Raw genomic sequence first — 18062 nt, forward strand, 5'->3', positions numbered from 1 at the left:
CATGAAGCTCTACACACACCCTTTGTCTGGACACGCCCATCGTGCAACTGCCATGCTTTCGCTACTGAACGTTGATCATGAGGTGGTCCTGATGGATCTCCAAAGCGGGGCGCACAAGCAACCGGACTATCTGAAAATCAGCCCTTTGGGTCAGGTGCCCGCGCTGGTGGATGGAGATCTGGTTCTGCGGGATTCCACCTCGATCCTGACTTATCTAGCGATGGAACACGACGCCGAGCGCACTTGGCTACCAGCGGACGCGGCCGTTGCAGCGCAGGTTCAGGAATGGCTGACCACCAGTGTCAAAGAAGTATTCGAGGGCCCGTGTGGTGCACGCATCTCCAAATTCTTCGGCGCGCCGATCGACTATGACGGGGCAGTCGAGAAAACCCATACCCTGATGAATACTTTGTTTGAGCCGCATCTGGCTCAGAACGACTGGCTCGTCGGTACCACCCCGACCATCGCGGATGTGGCCAACTACGGTTACATCTCTGCGGTTGAGGAAGCAGGTGTATCGCTGGTTGACTATCCGAATGTCCGCGCATGGCTTGCTCGGATCGAAGCTTTGGACGGGTTTCCGAAAATCCAGTCCGTCGCCGAAATTATGGGTTCAGCCGCTTGAATCTGTCCCGGAGCAAAGGACTTTTACATGAGCAAGATCAAGATCATTTACGGACATGACACTCTGTGCGGATGGTGCTTTGGCTTTACGCCGACGCTTGATGCTTTCGTGAAATCGCATCCTGATGTCGAAATCGATATCGTTCCCGGCGGTCTGGTCAAAGGGGACCGGGTTGGAAGCTACGCTGATATGGCAGACTACATTGCCGAGGCAGAGACCAAAATGACCCGCGTAACAGGGCGAGCAATCGGTCAGCCGTTCCGCGATATGTTGCAACGAGAGAACGCGCCTCTCAGCATCTCGGCTCCGCCCAGCCACGCCATTTTGCAAATGAAGGACCGGGCCCCGGACCGGGCATTGGAATTTGCACATGTCTTGCAAGACGAGCACTTCCTGAATGGAAAGGATCTAAACGTCGCTGCGACATATGACGAGATATGTGAGGCTCACGATTTCCCCAAACTTGACACTTACGCGATCGTTGTTGCCACAGAGGAAACGCCTGTCGTCGCTGAGAGCTATGCCTTTTCCTCGTCGTTTGGAATTCAGTCTTACCCGACGATCCTCATCCTCTCTGAGGAAGACACGTTGCTTGGACAGATCAACTCTGAATATGAACCAGAGGCATTCCGGGTGCGGTTCGAGCAGATCATTGAAGCGGCAACGGGCGACAAAGCCCACGCCATCTAGAGCTAAAATCTTCAATCAACAGTATGTTGATCTTTGTCGTGGCCATTTTTATTGGCCACGACAGATCTGCTTTTGCAAATGTGCCCGGTAAGAGAACCGCGATCACTCAAAGGACAACGGGCCTATCACATTGCAGCGTGAATTCGGATATGACGACCTTGCGTCAATCCTTGCACCTTCTCCACAATCGAGCGGGCATCAATCCCGTGATGCTTGTAGAGATCGCCAATGGTACCGGTTTGGCCAAAATGCTCGACCCCGAGCGAGATCGTCTGGTGTCCGGCGACACCCCCAAGCCATGCGAGAGTGGCCGGGTGGCCGTCGATGGCGGTGACAATCTTGCAATGAGGTGGAAGATCGCCCATCAAGGCTTCGGCATGGGATCGGGCATGCGCGATGCCACGTGAACGGGCCCGCTGCGCCGCCGTCCATCCGGCATTGAGGCGGTCGGCGGACGTGACGGCCAGCACACCCACGTCGCGGCGGCCCTCACCGATGATACCCGCCGCTTTTATTGCTTCAGAAGCCACCGCCCCCTGATAAGCGATGACAACGTCGCAATTGGGCCCCGGCTTGCGCAACCAGTAGGCCCCATCGATGGCCCCCTGTCGGAATGCGTCATCGTGCCGTTTTCCAGGCTGTTCGATAGGGTTGGTGGTCAGGCGTAGATAGACGCTGCCACCGGTTTCGTCGCGCAGCCATGTCCGTTCATCCGGATCACCTTCGCCGTCCCGCTGCATGTAGTCGAATGCCCATTCCATGATCACCGCCAGCTCATCAGCAAAGCCCGGTTCGAATGCTGCAAGACCGTCCTGGCTCATTCCGATCAGCGGCGTGCCGATGGATTGGTGCGCACCGCCTTCGGGCGCAAGCGTTACGCCCGATGGCGTGCCCACGATCATGAACCGCGCATCCTGATAGCAGGCATAGTTCATCGCATCGAGGCCACGGCACACGAATGGGTCGTAAACCGTGCCGATGGGCAGAAGACGCTTGCCAAAGAGCGAGTGGGACAGGCCTGCAGCGCCCAACAGCAGGAACAGGTTCATTTCAGCGATGCCAAGTTCGATATGCTGTCCTTCTGGCGAAAACGCCCATTTTGCTGTCGATGGAATACGGTGTTCAATGAAGGCATCAGCCTGTTCGGATCGGGCGAAGAGCTTTCGCCGGTTAACCCAGGAGGCAAGGCCCGTGGTGCCGGTCACGTCGGGTGATGTGGTGACGATGCGCGCCGCAAGTTCGCTGTCGCCTTTGGACAGATCATCAAGAATCTTGCCAAAGGCCGCCTGGGTCGAGATTTCGCGATCACTGCTGAACTCGACGGCAGGAACCGGCACTTTCGCATCGCTGAACCTGCGCGGTCCATCCGCGAAGAACGGAACGGTCTTCAGGAATCGCTCCAGCTCGGCAACATTATCCACCCCAGCGAACCGCTCCCATTCCTGACCTTCGGTGACACCCATGTGCTTTTGCCATTCGGCAAACTGGGTCTTGTTCATCAGCCCGCCGTGATTGTCCTTATGGCCTGCGATGGGTGTGCCCCAACCTTTGACAGTGTAGGCCAGAAAACAGGTCGGGCGGTCGTGGTCGACGGCGTCGAACGTATCGGCCATGGTCTCAACGCAGTTGCCGCCGAGGTTCTCCATAAGTGCCGCCAGTTCGTCATCGCTGCGCCGATCTATGAGCGCTGTCACATCGCCTTGATCCCCCAGATCATCCATGAGCCGCTTGCGCCAGACGGAACCGCCCATGAAGGTCAGTGCGGAATACTCCTGATTGGGGCAATCGTCGATCCAGTCACGAAGTTTCTCGCCACCCGGTTCCTCAAATGCAGCTCTTTGCAATGCGCCGTGCTTGACGCGAACGACGTCCCAGCCAAAAGCGTCAAAGATTTTTTCGATGCGCTCAAACAGGCCCTCACGCACAATCCCGTCGAGCGATTGCCGGTTGTAATCAATGATCCACCAGGTGTTGCGCAGGTCGTTTTTCCAACCTTCCTGCAAGGCCTCGTAGATGTTGCCTTCGTCTAATTCCGCATCGCCAACAAGCGCCACCATGCGGCCCATAGGGGCACCTTTGCCCCAATCTTTTGCGGCGATGTAGTCCTGAATAATCGATGCGAAGGAAGTAATTGCAACGCCCAGACCCACTGATCCAGTGGAGAAATCAACGTCGTCGATATCCTTGGTTCGTGAAGGGTAGCTTTGCACACCGCCCAGACCCCGGAAATCCTCCAGTTTTTCGCGGGTCTGATTGCCCATCAGGTATTGGGCTGCATGGAAAACGGGTGAGGCATGAGGCTTGACAGCCACCCGGTCTTCGGGTCGCAGCGTGGAGAAGTAGAGCGCTGTCATGATCGACACCATCGAGGCAGATGATGCCTGATGCCCGCCGATCTTGATCCCGTCCACCTTGGGGCGGACGTGGTTCGCGTGATGGATCATCCAGTGCGAATGCCACAGCAAGAGCTGTTCAACGGTTTTCAGATGCGTACGCGAAACGGACATAGCAGGTCTCCCCAAGTCGGGTGTTAGTCTTCGATTTGTGTGGTGACGATCTCACCAGACAGCGCGACTGGATTGATGATCGTTTGTGCGTTGGGGCTGTGTTTGACGGCCTTGTTGTGCAGCTCTTCGAACTGTTCCGGGGTGCCGTCGCCTGTCACGTGGATCGTATAACGGATTTCCGGGAATCCCACTGGTGCATTTGTGCCAAGACCCATGAAGCCGCGCAGATCCAGCGTGCCGTCAAAGTCGATCTTTACAGATTCCAGTTGAATGCCTTCCGCAGTGGCACCAGCTACAAACGCAACCATCATGCAGGAGCCAAGGCCAGACAGCAGCAGTTCCTGAGGGTTGGGCCCATGGTTGTTGCCCATAAGTTGACGCGGTTCATCCGCCTTCCAGGTAAAGGAGCGGCTGACTTTGTGTGGGCCAACCAACATCGGTTTGGTCGACGACCGGGCGCGGGTGCCGCTTTCCCAGTCGATCTCGATGCCGTAGCTCATCAGGCCCTCTTCGGGATCACCCGAAACTTCATTGACGAATTCGCTCAGGGCAGCGGTTGGGATAGAGTTGCGCATTATGCAGCACCTTTCATGGTAGAGATAGCGTTGAGAGCTTGGTCAAAGTCGGCGATCAGATCGTTTGCGTCCTCGATTCCGACAGACAGGCGGACGCAGCCGGGGTAGATGCCAATATCTGCGCGTTGCCGCGCCGTCATAGTAGCCTGCGAAGAATTGAAGGGCAGGCTGATGAGGCTTTCAATTCCGCCAAGACTGGTTGCCTGTTTTGGTAGGCGCAGATGATCCATCAGGTCGAGAGCCGCTTGATCGCCACCCTTGACAAAGAAGGTGACGTTGCCCGTGCCCATCTTCATCAATTCCTTTGCACGCGCATGATCTGGGTGACTGGGCAGCATCGGGTAAAGCACTTTTTCCACTGAAGGATGGGTTTCCAGGAACTCAGCCAACGCGGTCGCCGAGGCCTCGTGTGCCTTCATTCGAATGTCGAGCGTTTTGAGACCACGCTCCAGCAGGAAGCAGGCGTGTGGATCAAGCGAGCCGCCATAGTTCAGCAGGCGCGGCCAGATCATGTCCACCAGCTTGCGTGGGCCGCAAACGACGCCGGCAATAAGGTCCGAATGGCCGTTGAGGTACTTCGACGCTGAGTGCACCACCAGATCCACACCCAGTTCCAGCGGCTTCATGACGGGGGGCGGGGCGAATGTACTGTCAACGATCAGGCGCAGGTTATGGCGCTTGGCGATATCGACCAGGGCAGGGATGTCGACAACCTTCAGCACCGGATTGGTGATCACCTCGAAATAGAGGATCTGGGTGTTGGGTTGGATCGCCGCTTCGATGGCTTCAAGATCATAGCTGTCCACGAGAGTGGCCGACATGCCAAGCGACGGAAATTCCTGATTGAAGAGGTTGTATGTGCCACCATAAATATCGCTCGCCGCGACGACATGGGCACCTTTGTCAACAAGGGCCATGACCGCTGCCGTGATGGCGGCCATGCCCGAGCTGAACACGATCGCGCTTTCGGCGCCTTCGAGCGTTGCGAGCTTTTCTTGCACTGCCCATTGCGATGGGTTTCCATAGCGGGTGTAGATGAAACGATCCCGGCCAAACCCTTCTTCGATAGACCCATAGGTTTCCTCGTGCAGGATGAAGGTCGAAGTCTGGTAGATCGGTGTCCCTACGGCGCCGGTGCGGGGGTCGTCATGTGTGCCAGCATGAACCGCCTTGGTCGACATACCCATGCGGTCCATCGGATGCGCATCCAGAAACGGTCCGGATTTCCGCGCGCGGTCCAGTTCGTTGATCCAACCGCCTGAATTGCGTGTCGCAGCTTGGCTGGTGGCATCGCCGTAAAGTGGTTTCTTAGTCATCTTATCCTCCAGTCAGGGCGGGTTATTCAGCTGCAATGGCGTTGTGTTGAGACAAGGCCGCCATCAAGTCGTCGATCAAGTCGTCCACGGTTTCCAACCCGACGGAGAGGCGAACGAGGCCTTCCGCAATGCCGTGCTCGGCGCGTTCTTCAGGCGTGTATGTGGAGTGGGTCATGCTCGCGGGGTGTTGGATGAGGCTTTCCGCATCACCAAGGCTGACCGCTCGTTGAATGAGCTTCAGGCGATTCATCATGGCGATACCGCCTTCCTTGCCACCGACGACCTCAAATGGGATCATGCCGCCAAAATCCGACATCTGACGGCGTGCAAGATCAGCTTGCGGGAAACTGTCGAGACCCGGGTAGTGCACCATCGCAACCGCGGGATGGTCTTCGAGCATTTTCGCGATTTGCATCGCCGACCGACAATGTCGCTCGACCCGCAGTTCGAGCGTTTTCAATCCTCGCAAGAGCAACATTGCGGTGAAAGGGGACATGACCGAGCCCGTCATGTCTTTCAATCCTACCAGCCGAACCTGCTTCATGTCTTCGGTGGAGCCCGCGATGAGGCCAGCCACCAGATCTCCATGACCGCCCAGATATTTCGTGGCCGAATGCAGAACGATATCCGCGCCATGTTCCATGGGACGTGTCAGTACGGGCGTCGCATAAGTGTTGTCGACGACAACTTTTGCGCCGTTTGCATGTGCGATCCGAGAAACGGCCTCGATGTCCACAAGACGGTTGTTGGGATTGGCAGGTGTTTCGAAATACACGATCTTGGTGCGGTCCGTGATCGTGCTCGTCAGGTTTGCGGGGTCGGTAAGATCTACAGGTGTGACCTTGACGTCGAACTTGGTCAGCCCGTGGCTCAGAAAGGCAAAGGTACAGCCATAAAGCGTTTTGTCGATGATGACTTCATCGCCAGCCTCTACGAAGGTCCAAAAAACGGAAGTAATCGCACCCATGCCGGACGCTGTGGCGAGCCCGGCTTCGCCGCCTTCCAGGTTTGCGATACGTTCCTCAAGCTGATCGAGTGTCGGGTTTGAGATGCGGCTGTAGAAGTGTCCCTCCTGTTCTCCAGCGAACATCGCACCGCCAGCTTCAGCAGTGTCAAAAGTGAAGGTGGAGGTCAGATAGACGGGCGGGTTCAATGACCCTTGGTGCTCTGAGGCGTCATACCCGTGATGGATGGCGCGTGTTGAAAACCCGGCAATGTCTTTCTTCATGAGAACCCCTCCTGATTGCATGGCACTTTAGGATAGATCGGAGGGCATTTGGTTGCTATCTTCACCCTTGTAGTAATAGAAATTGGAATATAATGCCAAAATCTGTAAAAATTGACGCCACAGATCGCAAGATGATCCGCGCCTTGCAGGAGAACGGGAGAATAACGAATCTCGATCTGGCAGAAGCGGTCAATCTCTCACCGTCGCCCTGTTTGAGACGACTTAGAAACCTCGAACAGAAAGAGGTCATCAGAGGTTACAGCATCGACGTGGACTCCGCAGCTTATGGTCTTCCGATCACCATTTTCGTCCGCGTGACATTAGATGGGCATACGGCAAGCGTTGTCGGTCTGTTCGAGGAAGAAATACGCAACATCCCGGAAGTTCTCGAATGCTACGTCATGACAGGGGCTGCCGACTATCTGTTGCGTGTTGTTGTTTCGGACCTCGAAGACTACGAGCGGTTCGTTCGGCAGCGCCTGCATAAAATTGGGCACATCAGGTCAATCGACACAAGTTTTGTCTACGGTATTGTGAAGAAAACGCAGGTTTTCCCTGAGCTTGATAGCTAGTCTACGGAAGACAAGGGACGGCGCGCCATCCGATCAGCCAGGCTTTCTCGGCGTGGAAACTCGGCTAGCACACACCTTACCTCGTCTGGTGTTGTCAGATGTTTCAACCAGTTATCGCCAGTAATGACCTCTGCATAGTACGGGATCTGCATAAGCCGCTTGTCGGGATCTTCTTCAATTCGCATCGTATAGTAGCCGATCTGATGATAGTACATCGTGCGCGCTCTTACCAACGCCGACATTGCGTCGTGACCAAATCCTTCGAAAACCCACTGATAAAGCGAAATCCGTTTATAATCGATAAATCGCAGGGTGCGCGCTGCCAGCTTTGATGTTTTGCTCCACTCCCGAACCGCCACATCAAGAGGGGCATCGAATTGGGGGCTCAGAACCCAGACATAGGCCAGTGCCAGATATTGGGCGCGGGGTTCATCGGCTGCCTCTTCAAGTGCTTCAAAAAATGGGTGAACGTTGGTCGCCAACCAATCCTTCAGCAAAGCGCGATACAAGGCATCTCGGTTTTTGAAGTGCCAATAGAAGCTCCCGGGCGTCACTTTCAGTTTGCGCGCCAGCGGCTCGATTTTAACGGCCGAGATGCCACGTTTGACCAACACCTCTCGCGACGCTGAGATCCAGTCCTCTGCGGAAATAGACCCTGCCTTTGGTGCTCTTTTCTTGGCGCTCAATTAGGTTTCCAATCCATAAAACTTCTGACTAGCTTGCTTTCCTTTGAAAAAGCTCACGTTGGCTGGTTGCGTTAGCTAGGTCTCCGCGGGCTAATACCAAATCTGAGGCACTATCCAATGCCGAAACTTGCCGCCTGATCATTTCCCACACGGCTTCCACATGGGCAGCTCTAACATGCATGCGATAGCTCTGAGGTTGATTATGGCGATAGAGAAGGGTCCCAAACCCGTGCCAGAGCCGTGAAACAGAGGGGGATGGGGCGTCACCCACAAATTCCGTCCCAGTTGCAATCAGTCGCTCCGCATTTGATCCAGCAAGGGATATCACCGCGTATGCAGCGCTGAAGTCGGAGACGGCTATGTTTCGGTCAACATGCCATCCATCGCTCAAACCCGGCGCGTTCACGACCAAAAGGCGATCGCGTCTTTGACGCAAGGCATAGGCGTCCCCCACAGCCATTTCGGTTCCACCAGCGGTCGCTGCATCGATGCCGCAGGCCGCAAGGCAGTCGTTAAGCGCACCACTGATCACGGTTTGCCGTTTCAATGTTACAACGCCGACTTCGATGTTTTCTGCAGTCAAGGCAGGGCGGGCATGACCCAATGCCGGTGACCATTTGTGGCGATCATCACGCATCGATCCGTGTTCCTTCGATATCAAACGCACAAGAGGACGTTATTGTTGCATGGCGAGAACTGCCCATATGGCAAATCTCCACTTTCTCACCCATGGCCGCCAAACCGCCGCTTATCAGGGCAAGTGAAATCGGGCGTTCCAATGCCACACTGTCGTGGCTCGACGTCACGTATCCAAGCGAACGCCGATCAGGGCCTTGTCCCGTTACGATGTGAGCGCCGACAGGAAGCAAAGGTTCACCACTGTCCACCGAGAGGCCTACCAGCTGCTTACGGTCTTCTCGGTTGGCATTGTCGGTGTGAAGGCTTCGGTCACCAACAAAGGCAGCCGATTTGCGGAGGCGAGGGGCGCCAAAGCCAAGGTCATGGGGCATTGTCTCGCCTTCGGTGTCTTTGCCAACGATTATGTAGCCTTTTTCAGCCCGCAAGACGATCAGCGCCTCCGCGCCAACGGGTCCAGCACCGTGCGGCTTTCCAACCGCAATAGCCTGCTGCCACAACTTTGAAACTGAACTGTTTGGCACTGAAATCTCGAAACTGGTGTCCCCGGTGAAGCTGACCCGCGCAACACGTGCCTGAACCCCTTCGAACGCACCAAATTTCAACGCCATGTGCGGGAGATCTTCGAGCGTATCTAAAACGCCAAGTTCTTCGACGATTGCTCGGGACATGGGCCCGGCTATCGTCACAGTGGACCAGTTCTGAGTGGTGTCGTGGATATGAACGCGATCCGGGTCGAAACTGTCCTGCCGCCAGTGTTCCAGATGCGCCATAACTGCATCTGCATGTGATGACGAGCATGAGATGATGAAACGCGTGTCGTCCACACAGGCCATAACCCCATCATCAAACACAAGTCCGCCCTCGGTCAGCATGAACCCATACCTGATGCGGCCCGGTTTCAGGTTTGACATTGTATTGTAGTAGACGAAGTTCACAAAAGCACGCGCATCGGGGCCGATCACTTCGATTGCACCGAGGGCCGAGCTATCCATGATCGCAGCCGCTGATCGGGCCATCTGACATTCACGCGTCACGGCGCTTTTTTCATCGTCCTCACCATACCAAGCAGGTCGCAGCCAGCCACCATATTCTCCAAGCGCGGCTCCAAGAGCACGATGGTCAGGCTCAAGCGTCAATCGTTTGAGCGGCGCAACCTGTGTGTCGCGATGCGCACCTCGGTAAGCTTCAAGCGGAATGGGAACAAAAGGCGGGCGGAACGTGGTGGTACCTACTTCCGGGATCTTCTGGCCCTTCAGTGCAGCCATGGCTGCCAGCCCAGCGACATTGGAGGTCTTTCCCTGATCACCTGCCATGCCCAGGGTGGTATAGCGTTTCAAATGCTCGACCGAGACCATGTTTTCGCGATGGGCCAACGCCACATCCTTGAGCGTGACATCGTGTTGGAAATCAATCCACTGACGCCCCTCCGTGTTGTTCGTATCGGGCAGCAGGGGTGGAATGCTATAGATCCGGCGCTTGGGCGAAGGAGCATTGAGGGCTGCGCTTCTCGCTTCCTCTTCAAGCGCGTCCCTTTCAAATGTTCCGTTCGCGGCGCCGATCACACGCATCCAATCCGGTCCGGTGGAGGGCACAAATGTCTGTCGACCCTCATCCCAGTCCAACTTCCCGCCTGCATGGCGCCAGAGATGAACCATCGGTGTGAGCCCGGCTGACGCCAGGATGGTATCGCATGTGTGGGTGTGTCCGGCGAGTTGCAGACCTTTGATAGTCTGAGACCCGATGGTTTTGGCTGCACCCGACTTCGGATCGAGCAAGTCCACATTTGCACCAGCGTTTTCCAGTTGCGCAGCCACATTTGCGGCGTCCGGGCGATTTGTCAAAATGGCAATCTGATGCCCTACCAGAACGCCATAGCGCGCAAGAAACTCGGCGCCCGCATCCAGTGACATTAGACCTGGGCGGTCATTATTAGAAAAGGTGATAGGGCGGTCCACCGCGCCTGTGGCAACGATGACATTTTCAGGGCGCAATTTTCGAACGACAGGCGCAACTCCAACCCCACGATCAGTTAAGATCGAAACCGCCTGGTGATCATAGACGCCAATCGCAGTGGTATTGCTCAGAACACGACCACCGGCATCCTCAATCGCAGATAGCTGTTCATCAACCCAATTAGACGGCGCGTCAGCGGCGTCGTTGGGATAGCGATAAGAGCTGCCGCCAAATTCGGGATGATCATCGATCATCAGGACCGACTTGCCAGCTTTGGCAGCGGTTCGCGCAGCCATAAGTCCAGCGAGCCCACCGCCTATGACAAGTGTTTCACAGTGATCGTGCAGTATGGCCGCTTCAAAGTTGTCCTGGACATCTGTGTTAAGTGTGCCAATTCCGGCCATTCTCCGGATTATCGGTTCAAACAGGTGCCAGTCTGGCCACATGAATGTTTTGTAGTAGAACCCAGCAGGTAGGAACCTGTGTGCGAAATCCAGCACTCCTTTGAGGTCTCTCTGCGCCGTCGGCCAGGCATTGACCGAGCGGACCACCAACCCTTCAATCAGTTGAGTTGTGGTCGCCTGACAGTTGGGATAGGTGATGCCGCCAAATTCGATATCGACAACCGCGTTCGGGTCGTCAAACCATGCGCCCCAAACACCGCGTGGCCGGTGGTATTTGAAGCTGCGGCCAAAGATGCGAACACCGGACGCTAGCAGCGCCGACGCGACGGTGTCACCTTGAACGCCATGATACGTTTTGCCATCAAAGCGAAAGCTGAGCGGCTTTGAGCGGTCGATCAACCCGCGCGTTTCGATGCGATGCCCGGTCATGCCACGTCCTTCCGCATTGGCGTTGTATCCAGGACTTCCATCGTGGCGCTGTCGCGCTCCATGACGAAGTATTCCTGACAGGTTGTATGAACCCAGATCTCGCAGGTTGGACCCTTAGCGTTTTTACAAAAAAACAGGTAGTTGGCCCACTCTTTGTCGCTGACCTCTTGAGTAGTGTCAGGACGTGTTTTTCCGGCCTCGCCCGCGAAACGGAACTCTCGTTCGTCGCGAAGACCACAAAATGGACAAGGGAAGCGTTGCATTCATTTCTCTTTCTTCAGTGTGCAATGCCTGAACCAGCGGCCTCGTCCAGGAGGCGACCGGTGCGAAAACGATCGGGATCGAAGGGGCGGCTGATATCGTGGTGTTGGCCAGTCGCAAGCAAATGGGCAAATACGTATCCACCACCCGGGATTGCCTTAAACCCACCCGTGCCCCAGCCGCAGTTGATGTAGATACCCTCGGTGCCTGAGGGCCCTATGAGCGGGGAACTGTCCGGGCTGACATCCACATTGCCCGCCCAGTGGCGAAGCAGTTTGACTTTGGCCAACGCGGGAGCCATCTCGATGATGCCGGACAGGACTGTTTCTTGCATTGGCGTATTGCCACGTTGGGCATAAGACGGGATACGATCCAACCCTCCGCCAATGACCAGTCCACCCTTGTCGGACTGACTAAAATAGCTGCCTGTCATTGGCGAGAAGGCGACGGTATCCATCACTGGCTTAATCGCCTCAGTGACAAAGGCCTGAAGGGCATATGAATGGATCGGCAAGCTATACCCGCCCATTTCGGCCAGCACCGAGGAGTGGCCGGCAACGGCGACCCCAATTCGGTCAGATCGGATTTTTCCCAGCGTCGTCTCGACACCTTTGCAGACGCCGCCCTCAATAATAAAGCCGGTGACTTCGCAATTCTGAATGATGTCAACGCCATGCTGATCAGCTGCACGAGCATAGCCCCAAGCCACAGCATCGTGGCGCCCAGTGCCACCGCGCCCTTGGTAAATGGCCCCATGGATCGGATAACGGGCGTCACTGCGGTAATTCAGGATCGGTGCTTTCTTCTGCACGTCTTTAACGTCAAGAAGTTCAGCATCAACCCCATTAATTTGCATCGCGTTTACAGTGCGCGAAGCAATCTCCATCTCGGCCTCGGAATGGGTCAAGACCATCATTCCACGCTGCGAGAACATCACGTTGTAATTGATGTCCCTTGAAAGCTTTTCATACAGCCTGACCGACAGATCATAGAGCTGGGTGCTTTCAGGATAGAAGTAGTTCGACCGGATCACCGTCGTGTTTCGACCGGTATTGCCGCCGCCCAACCAACCTTTCTCGATCACGGCGACCTTACGCACACCGTGATTTTTGGCCAGATAGTAAGCGGTCGCCAGACCATGGCCGCCTCCACCAATGATGATCACATCGTAGGCGTCCTGGGGGGCTGGGCTCCGCCAGAGCGGAGCCCAGCCCTTGTGGCCCCGCAAACCCTCGCGGAAGACCGAAAATGCCGAATAGTGGCGCGACATTGTGTATCCTTTGTGTTGTCAGCCCAGCAGAAGTTCCGGCAGCCACAATGCGATGCCGGGGATGAATGTCGTCAGAAGCAGGGTCGGCAACCACGCGAAGCCGATGAAGATCATGGTCGGGCCAAGCATCTTCTGCACGGGTGCGTTAGTGACGCGCGCGCCAAGAAACAGCAAAGGTGCTGTCGGAGGCGTGATGTTTCCCATGCCCAAGTTGACCCCAAGGATCGCAGCAAAGTGGATTGGATCCACGCCGACGCTTTTTGCAATTGGCAAAAGCAGCGTCGCACTCAGGATTAGGCCGCTGAAATCGTCCATGATCATGCCGATCAAGATCATTGTAAGGTTGATCATCAGCAAAACCACAATGGGGTTGTCCGAGATCGAAAAGATCAGGTCCTCAGCCATACCGGGAATGTCTTCGAAAATCAGAAACCGGCTGACGATCAGAACCATGAAGATCATGACCATGACAACGCCAATGGTGACACCGGATTCTTTCAGCGTATCCAGGAAAATTTTCCACGTCAGGCCTTTGTAGACGAAAAAGCCGATAGGGATCGCATAGATCACCGCAACACCTGCCGCTTCGGTTGGGGTCATAATGCCGCCGTAGATGCCGCCCAGAATGATGATCGGCATCATCAACGCCGGGAAAGCCACCAGGGTTTTGCGACTGAAGGCCAGGATGAGCTGCTCACGCTCTTCAGGTAACACAATGTCGGTCTGCTTACGCATCATGATCAGGTTGATGATCACAAGAAGCGAGGCGACTATTATTCCAGGCACGACGGTAGCTAAAAAGCACTTGAGAACCGATTGCTGGGTGATCCAGGCATAGATCAACTGCGCCGAGCTTGGCGGGATCAGAAGACCTAACGGGCTTGCAGCCACCAGAAGCGCTGCCGAAAATCCCTCTGGGTAGTTGGCTTTGCGCAAATGCGGCATCATTACCGAGCCGATGCAAGTCAGTGTAGCTGCGCCGCTGCCCGAGATTGCACCGAACATCGCACTTGCGACCACGGATGCGCCGGAGAGACCACCCCGGATGCGGCCCAGCAGCATTTCAGCCAGATCGACAATCGGAGAGGCGATCTTACCGTTCTTCATGATATCGCCCGCAACAATGAAGAGGGGAATCACGAGGATTACGACCGTGTTCATTTTCCAATGGCCGGTTGGCAAAAAGCCCGACACATCATGGCCGCCGGTATAAGCCAGAAAGATCAGAACGCCGCCAAAGGCGATTGGAACAGCAACACCCGCAAAGAGCAGGGCGCAGATGAGTAATACGGAAATACCGATAATCATTATGGATGTCCCTTCCCGGGATTGCCGGTAATGCCGCTCTTATCCATCTGAGCAATCACGCCTGCAGTTCCGAATTTCAGAAGTACGTAGAGGTGGAGCGCGCTGTAAAAAGCCATGAACGAAAACCCGACGAATATCCCGAGCCGTGGGACAAAGAAGGGAATGCGCAAAGCAATCGTGGTCTGCCACTGCGGATACGAGGCGATCTCATCCCGAAGCATCAGGATCGCCCAATAGACCAGAAAACAGGTTACAACCAACTCAACCGATGTGATGATGACCTTTCGCCACCAGACGATCGTTGGGTTAGTAAGCCAGCTTTCCAGAATATCAGCTTTGATCTGACTGTCTTCATATGTGCCAACAGCGCTGCCGAGAAAGAACAGCCAAAAGCACATCGGCATCAGCCACTCTTCATAAGCAAACAGGTCGGTTTTTAAGACGTAGCGCAGCAACACGACCATAAAGAAGGTCAGCGCCAAGATGAAGGTCGAGAGCATCAGGAAGGCAGATTTTATCTTTATCAGCCGTCTGACGGTTTGCCCCAATTTGGGGGGGAGTTGATCGGCAAGTTCTATCACAGCAACCGCTCCGGGATTGGCGAAGTGGGCCGGGGAGAAAGGCCCACTTCGCTGGGCTTCAATTGGCGGTCAGGCGGTCAAGAATGTCCTGTCCGACGACGTCCGCCACGTTCGGCCACACGGTTGCCTGTATGTGCGCCTTAATGGCATCCCGCTCTTCTTGCGAGAATTCTACGATTTCCCAGTTTGCATCGACCAGCTGATCCACAAAGCCCTGGCTGCGTTCCCACGCCAGTCGGCTAATCTCTGCAGCAGCTGCGGCGGTTTCTTTGTCAACGACGGCGCGCTGTTCATCATTCAGCTCATCATAGAACCCCTGGTTGGCATAGATCATCGTGCTTTCGATGAAGGCATTGTAGGGTATATAGGTGTTGCCTACGTCACTCGCTGCAAAGGTTGTGTAGGCCCATTCCGGCGTACAGCAGATAGCACCATCAATGGTGCCGGCCTGCACGGCTGGGAACACTTCAGCCCAGTTCAGGGTTGTTACCTGATAACCCAGCTCTTCCATGGTTTGCTTTGCGATCTGTGAAGACCACGCGCGCACGTTCATTTCCTGGTTGCCCAAGCCGGTTGGGTCCGCAGGCCGCTCGGTCGCGATCATGCCGATCAGGCCCTCGCCAATGGTCGCCAGCGGCTGGATACCAAATGATGTCAGGATCTCTTCAAGAATTTGGTTGTATGTAGAATTTGGATCGCCATAGACCGCATCCAGTTCTTCCTTTGTGGTGACAAGGAAAGGGAGGCTATTGATCTCCAAGCGCGGATCTTTCTGCGCATAGACCGTAGCATGAACCATATCCACATTGCCGCGGATGGCACTCTCAAGAAGCTCTTCTCCAGACCCGAGCTGGCCCGCCGGGAAGTATTTGACTTTGAGGCCGACGCCGGCGTTTTCCATGTTCTCCGCCATTTGTTCTAGCACGGCGTTGCCGAAGTGTTCTGCAGGTACTGTACCAGCGATGCGAAGGCGCACATCTTGAGCAATAGCGGCTGACGCAGCCAACGTCGCTGCGGCAGTCATCATCATGAGACGAGACGTGAATTTCATTTTTGTTCTCCTGTTGGTTTTAGAATTTGCTAAACAGCAACTCTTGAACATAGGTTGCCCTATGGTCAAACATAGGGAGGCAAATGGCATCATGGCAAGTGTTAGTTTTCTGGCCGACTCCCAATAGGGCGGTGCTTACACAACAGCTAGGTCTCCAAATCCCTGCCAATCCAGACTAGGTTATTGATAGAAAGAGCTATTCTCGCAGGAAAACGGAAACGCCTTTGGTGCTTTGGGGGTCACGATGGTAATCAGTGAAAGCCCGTTTACACCGTGAATGTCTTGCGAGGGCCCGAATCAGTTGCGAGGTATTCGAGCAGGGCAGCCTGACATTGAAATTCTTGCCTCACTCAACACGTTTTGGACAACCGCCCGAGAAATGAAAGGTCTCAAAACGTGTCGGAGGCCCAAGCAGCAGAACTACTTGCAACACTTGCAGGTCAAAGACATATGAGCGTCTTACCCGGTTGACGACACCGACACCCATGACCGCAGTACTTTGAATGATGCATGAATCTACAACAACATTCGAAATCTTTGTTCAGAATAAGTTTTCTGATCTTGAAGTGTCGTCGGTGGCGACTGTTCTATCAATGGCCAACCAAGTCTTAAACCGGAATTGCTTTCATTGGGTTTTTGTATCGGACACACCGGGTTTGGTGCAAAGTCGCAACGGGATGATCGTGAGGGCTGAGCCGTCTGTTTTTGATCATAACCTTAAAGACTTTATGGTGGTCGTCGGTGGTGACAGAATAAGTTCAAATGCTTGGTCTCCGAGGGCAAGAGCGATGCAACGAAGCAATCGTCCTGTTGTGATGCTGTCAGAGGCAGCGACCGCATTTATTCGGGCCTATCGAAGTACAAGCCTACGCGCGACCACTCACTGGCGCGATGTTCAGGTTTTGAAGGAATTGGGCGTTTTTCCAAACGTATCGCTTCGATATGCAGAGGATTCCGGAGGTTTTATCACGTCGGCAGGGGGAAACTACACAGGCGAGCTGGTCATTGATCTCATAGCCAAAAGTCTATCCCACCAAGAAAAGGCGGAACTCGGCAGTCGACTGGTTCTGCAATCGATTCGCGACAGAAAATCCAGTCAGCCCTGCGGCACAAGCTATTTGATGAACGCTTTCGGTCCACAAATTCTGGGAGCCATTCGGATTATGGAGGACAACGTCGAATTCCCGATTTCGACACGTAGTATCTCCATGACATTAGGATTGTCGGTGCGTCAGCTTGAGCGACTGTTCACGAAATACACCGGTACCTCTCCCGGCCGATATTACAAAAAGATTCGGGTCGGGAGAGCACACAATCTCGTCACAGAAACCAATCTGAGTCTGGTCGACGTCGCGTTTGCTACCGGTTTCGGATCTGTTGCGAGCTTAACCAGTGCATATAGATCGGAATACGGGAAAAGCCCGCGAGAGACACGAGTCAAAGATGCGCACAACATAAAATAGAGCTATGTCCTGGCCGAACTTGCGGCTCAAACCAACAAAAAAGGCTGCGCGAACTAATGTTCAGCGCAGCCTGTTCTTGATCGAAGGTGTTGGACGTTGACCTGTATCGTTAGGTCTAGCCAATACCTACTCTCTGAGAATTACAACATCATAAGCGCGACGTTGCCGGTTACTACGGCGATTGTCAACGCGATCATGATGGAAGCATCCTTCATAATTTTCATGCTGTTAGGCATCTTGGTGACTCCGAGATTTGCAGGTGTTTCTGAGGTGCAGTTAGACCTCATTGTGAGTCGGTAGAAGTGCCATTTTCGCATGCCAGATATGCAGTTTCGAGATAGATCGCCGCATCAGGATATGCTGCAAAATAAAGCTCAGGAAGCCGCAATACTGAGGCGCGTGAACAACCAAGATCACCCGAGGCCCAGGCTCAAAGATTCGATTACTATCGCTTCCCTTCTGAAGTACTGTCGTCTTTGCCTTATTTGGTTACGATCATTGTCT

At 54.7% G+C, this 18062-nt stretch carries 16 protein-coding genes; 4 read left to right on the forward strand and 12 right to left on the reverse strand.

Annotated features, from left to right (window positions below; genetic code table 11):
* Window position 1: 1 nt before the first annotated feature.
* Complete coding sequence (locus Q1B46_RS16460; RefSeq protein ID WP_299949621.1) at window positions 2-625, forward strand: glutathione S-transferase family protein; 624 nt, start codon at window positions 2-4, stop codon at window positions 623-625.
* A 27-nt stretch (window positions 626-652) separates the two neighbouring features.
* Window positions 653-1315 (forward strand): hypothetical protein, encoded by a 663-nt coding sequence (locus tag Q1B46_RS16465; protein WP_299949623.1) that lies wholly within the window; start codon window positions 653-655, stop codon window positions 1313-1315.
* 125 nt (window positions 1316-1440) lie between these two features.
* Here the strand turns inward: Q1B46_RS16465 and Q1B46_RS16470 are convergent, their stop codons facing one another.
* The 4 genes from Q1B46_RS16470 to Q1B46_RS16485 are packed head-to-tail and all read right to left on the reverse strand — an operon-like array spanning window position 1441 to window position 6941.
* Window positions 1441-3822: a 1-deoxy-D-xylulose-5-phosphate synthase N-terminal domain-containing protein gene (locus Q1B46_RS16470; RefSeq protein ID WP_299949625.1), complete on the reverse strand. Its 2382-nt coding sequence runs from the start codon at window positions 3820-3822 to the stop codon at window positions 1441-1443.
* Between the two features lie 23 nt (window positions 3823-3845).
* Complete coding sequence (locus Q1B46_RS16475; RefSeq protein ID WP_299949627.1) at window positions 3846-4397, reverse strand: OsmC family protein; 552 nt, start codon at window positions 4395-4397, stop codon at window positions 3846-3848.
* Window positions 4397-5713: an aminotransferase class I/II-fold pyridoxal phosphate-dependent enzyme gene (locus Q1B46_RS16480; protein ID WP_299949629.1), complete on the reverse strand. Its 1317-nt coding sequence runs from the start codon at window positions 5711-5713 to the stop codon at window positions 4397-4399. The genes Q1B46_RS16475 and Q1B46_RS16480 overlap by 1 nt, the downstream gene beginning before the upstream one ends.
* Window positions 5714-5735: 22 nt before the next feature.
* On the reverse strand, window positions 5736-6941 hold the full coding sequence (locus Q1B46_RS16485; protein WP_299949631.1) for a methionine gamma-lyase: 1206 nt from the start codon (window positions 6939-6941) through the stop codon (window positions 5736-5738).
* Between the two features lie 92 nt (window positions 6942-7033).
* Between Q1B46_RS16485 and Q1B46_RS16490 the strand changes: the two genes are divergently transcribed.
* Window positions 7034-7513, forward strand: a complete 480-nt coding sequence (locus Q1B46_RS16490) for an Lrp/AsnC family transcriptional regulator (RefSeq protein ID WP_299949633.1) — start codon at window positions 7034-7036, stop codon at window positions 7511-7513.
* On the opposite strand, the gene Q1B46_RS16495 is transcribed toward Q1B46_RS16490, so the two are convergent.
* From Q1B46_RS16495 to dctP, 8 genes are read right to left on the reverse strand one after another with little or no spacing between them, the layout of a single operon-like run.
* On the reverse strand, window positions 7510-8199 hold the full coding sequence (locus tag Q1B46_RS16495) for a TetR/AcrR family transcriptional regulator (protein WP_299949635.1): 690 nt from the start codon (window positions 8197-8199) through the stop codon (window positions 7510-7512). The genes Q1B46_RS16490 and Q1B46_RS16495 overlap by 4 nt on opposite strands.
* A 28-nt stretch (window positions 8200-8227) precedes the next feature.
* Window positions 8228-8836, reverse strand: coding sequence for a hypothetical protein (locus tag Q1B46_RS16500; RefSeq protein ID WP_299949637.1), 609 nt, complete (start codon window positions 8834-8836; stop codon window positions 8228-8230).
* The gene (locus Q1B46_RS16505) at window positions 8829-11624 is read right to left on the reverse strand and encodes an FAD-dependent oxidoreductase (RefSeq protein ID WP_299949639.1); all 2796 of its coding nucleotides are present in this window, start codon (window positions 11622-11624) and stop codon (window positions 8829-8831) included. The genes Q1B46_RS16500 and Q1B46_RS16505 overlap by 8 nt, the downstream gene beginning before the upstream one ends.
* A complete protein-coding gene (locus tag Q1B46_RS16510; protein ID WP_299949641.1) occupies window positions 11621-11887 on the reverse strand; it encodes a sarcosine oxidase subunit delta in 267 nt (88 codons plus the stop codon). Before Q1B46_RS16510 ends, Q1B46_RS16505 begins: the two co-directional genes overlap by 4 nt.
* A gap of 14 nt (window positions 11888-11901) precedes the next feature.
* Window positions 11902-13155, reverse strand: coding sequence for a sarcosine oxidase subunit beta family protein (locus tag Q1B46_RS16515; RefSeq protein WP_299949643.1), 1254 nt, complete (start codon window positions 13153-13155; stop codon window positions 11902-11904).
* A gap of 18 nt (window positions 13156-13173) precedes the next feature.
* Complete coding sequence (locus tag Q1B46_RS16520) at window positions 13174-14463, reverse strand: TRAP transporter large permease (protein WP_299949645.1); 1290 nt, start codon at window positions 14461-14463, stop codon at window positions 13174-13176.
* Complete coding sequence (locus Q1B46_RS16525) at window positions 14463-15044, reverse strand: TRAP transporter small permease (RefSeq protein ID WP_299949647.1); 582 nt, start codon at window positions 15042-15044, stop codon at window positions 14463-14465. Before Q1B46_RS16525 ends, Q1B46_RS16520 begins: the two co-directional genes overlap by 1 nt.
* A gap of 58 nt (window positions 15045-15102) precedes the next feature.
* Window positions 15103-16074 (reverse strand): TRAP transporter substrate-binding protein DctP, encoded by a 972-nt coding sequence (gene dctP / locus Q1B46_RS16530; protein ID WP_299949649.1) that lies wholly within the window; start codon window positions 16072-16074, stop codon window positions 15103-15105.
* A 524-nt stretch (window positions 16075-16598) separates the two neighbouring features.
* Between dctP and Q1B46_RS16535 the strand changes: the two genes are divergently transcribed.
* Window positions 16599-17558, forward strand: coding sequence for a helix-turn-helix domain-containing protein (locus Q1B46_RS16535; protein ID WP_299949651.1), 960 nt, complete (start codon window positions 16599-16601; stop codon window positions 17556-17558).
* Window positions 17559-18062: the final 504 nt, after the last annotated feature.

This window comes from uncultured Ruegeria sp. (assembly GCF_947500045.1).
In the GTDB taxonomy this organism is placed as follows: domain Bacteria; phylum Pseudomonadota; class Alphaproteobacteria; order Rhodobacterales; family Rhodobacteraceae; genus Ruegeria.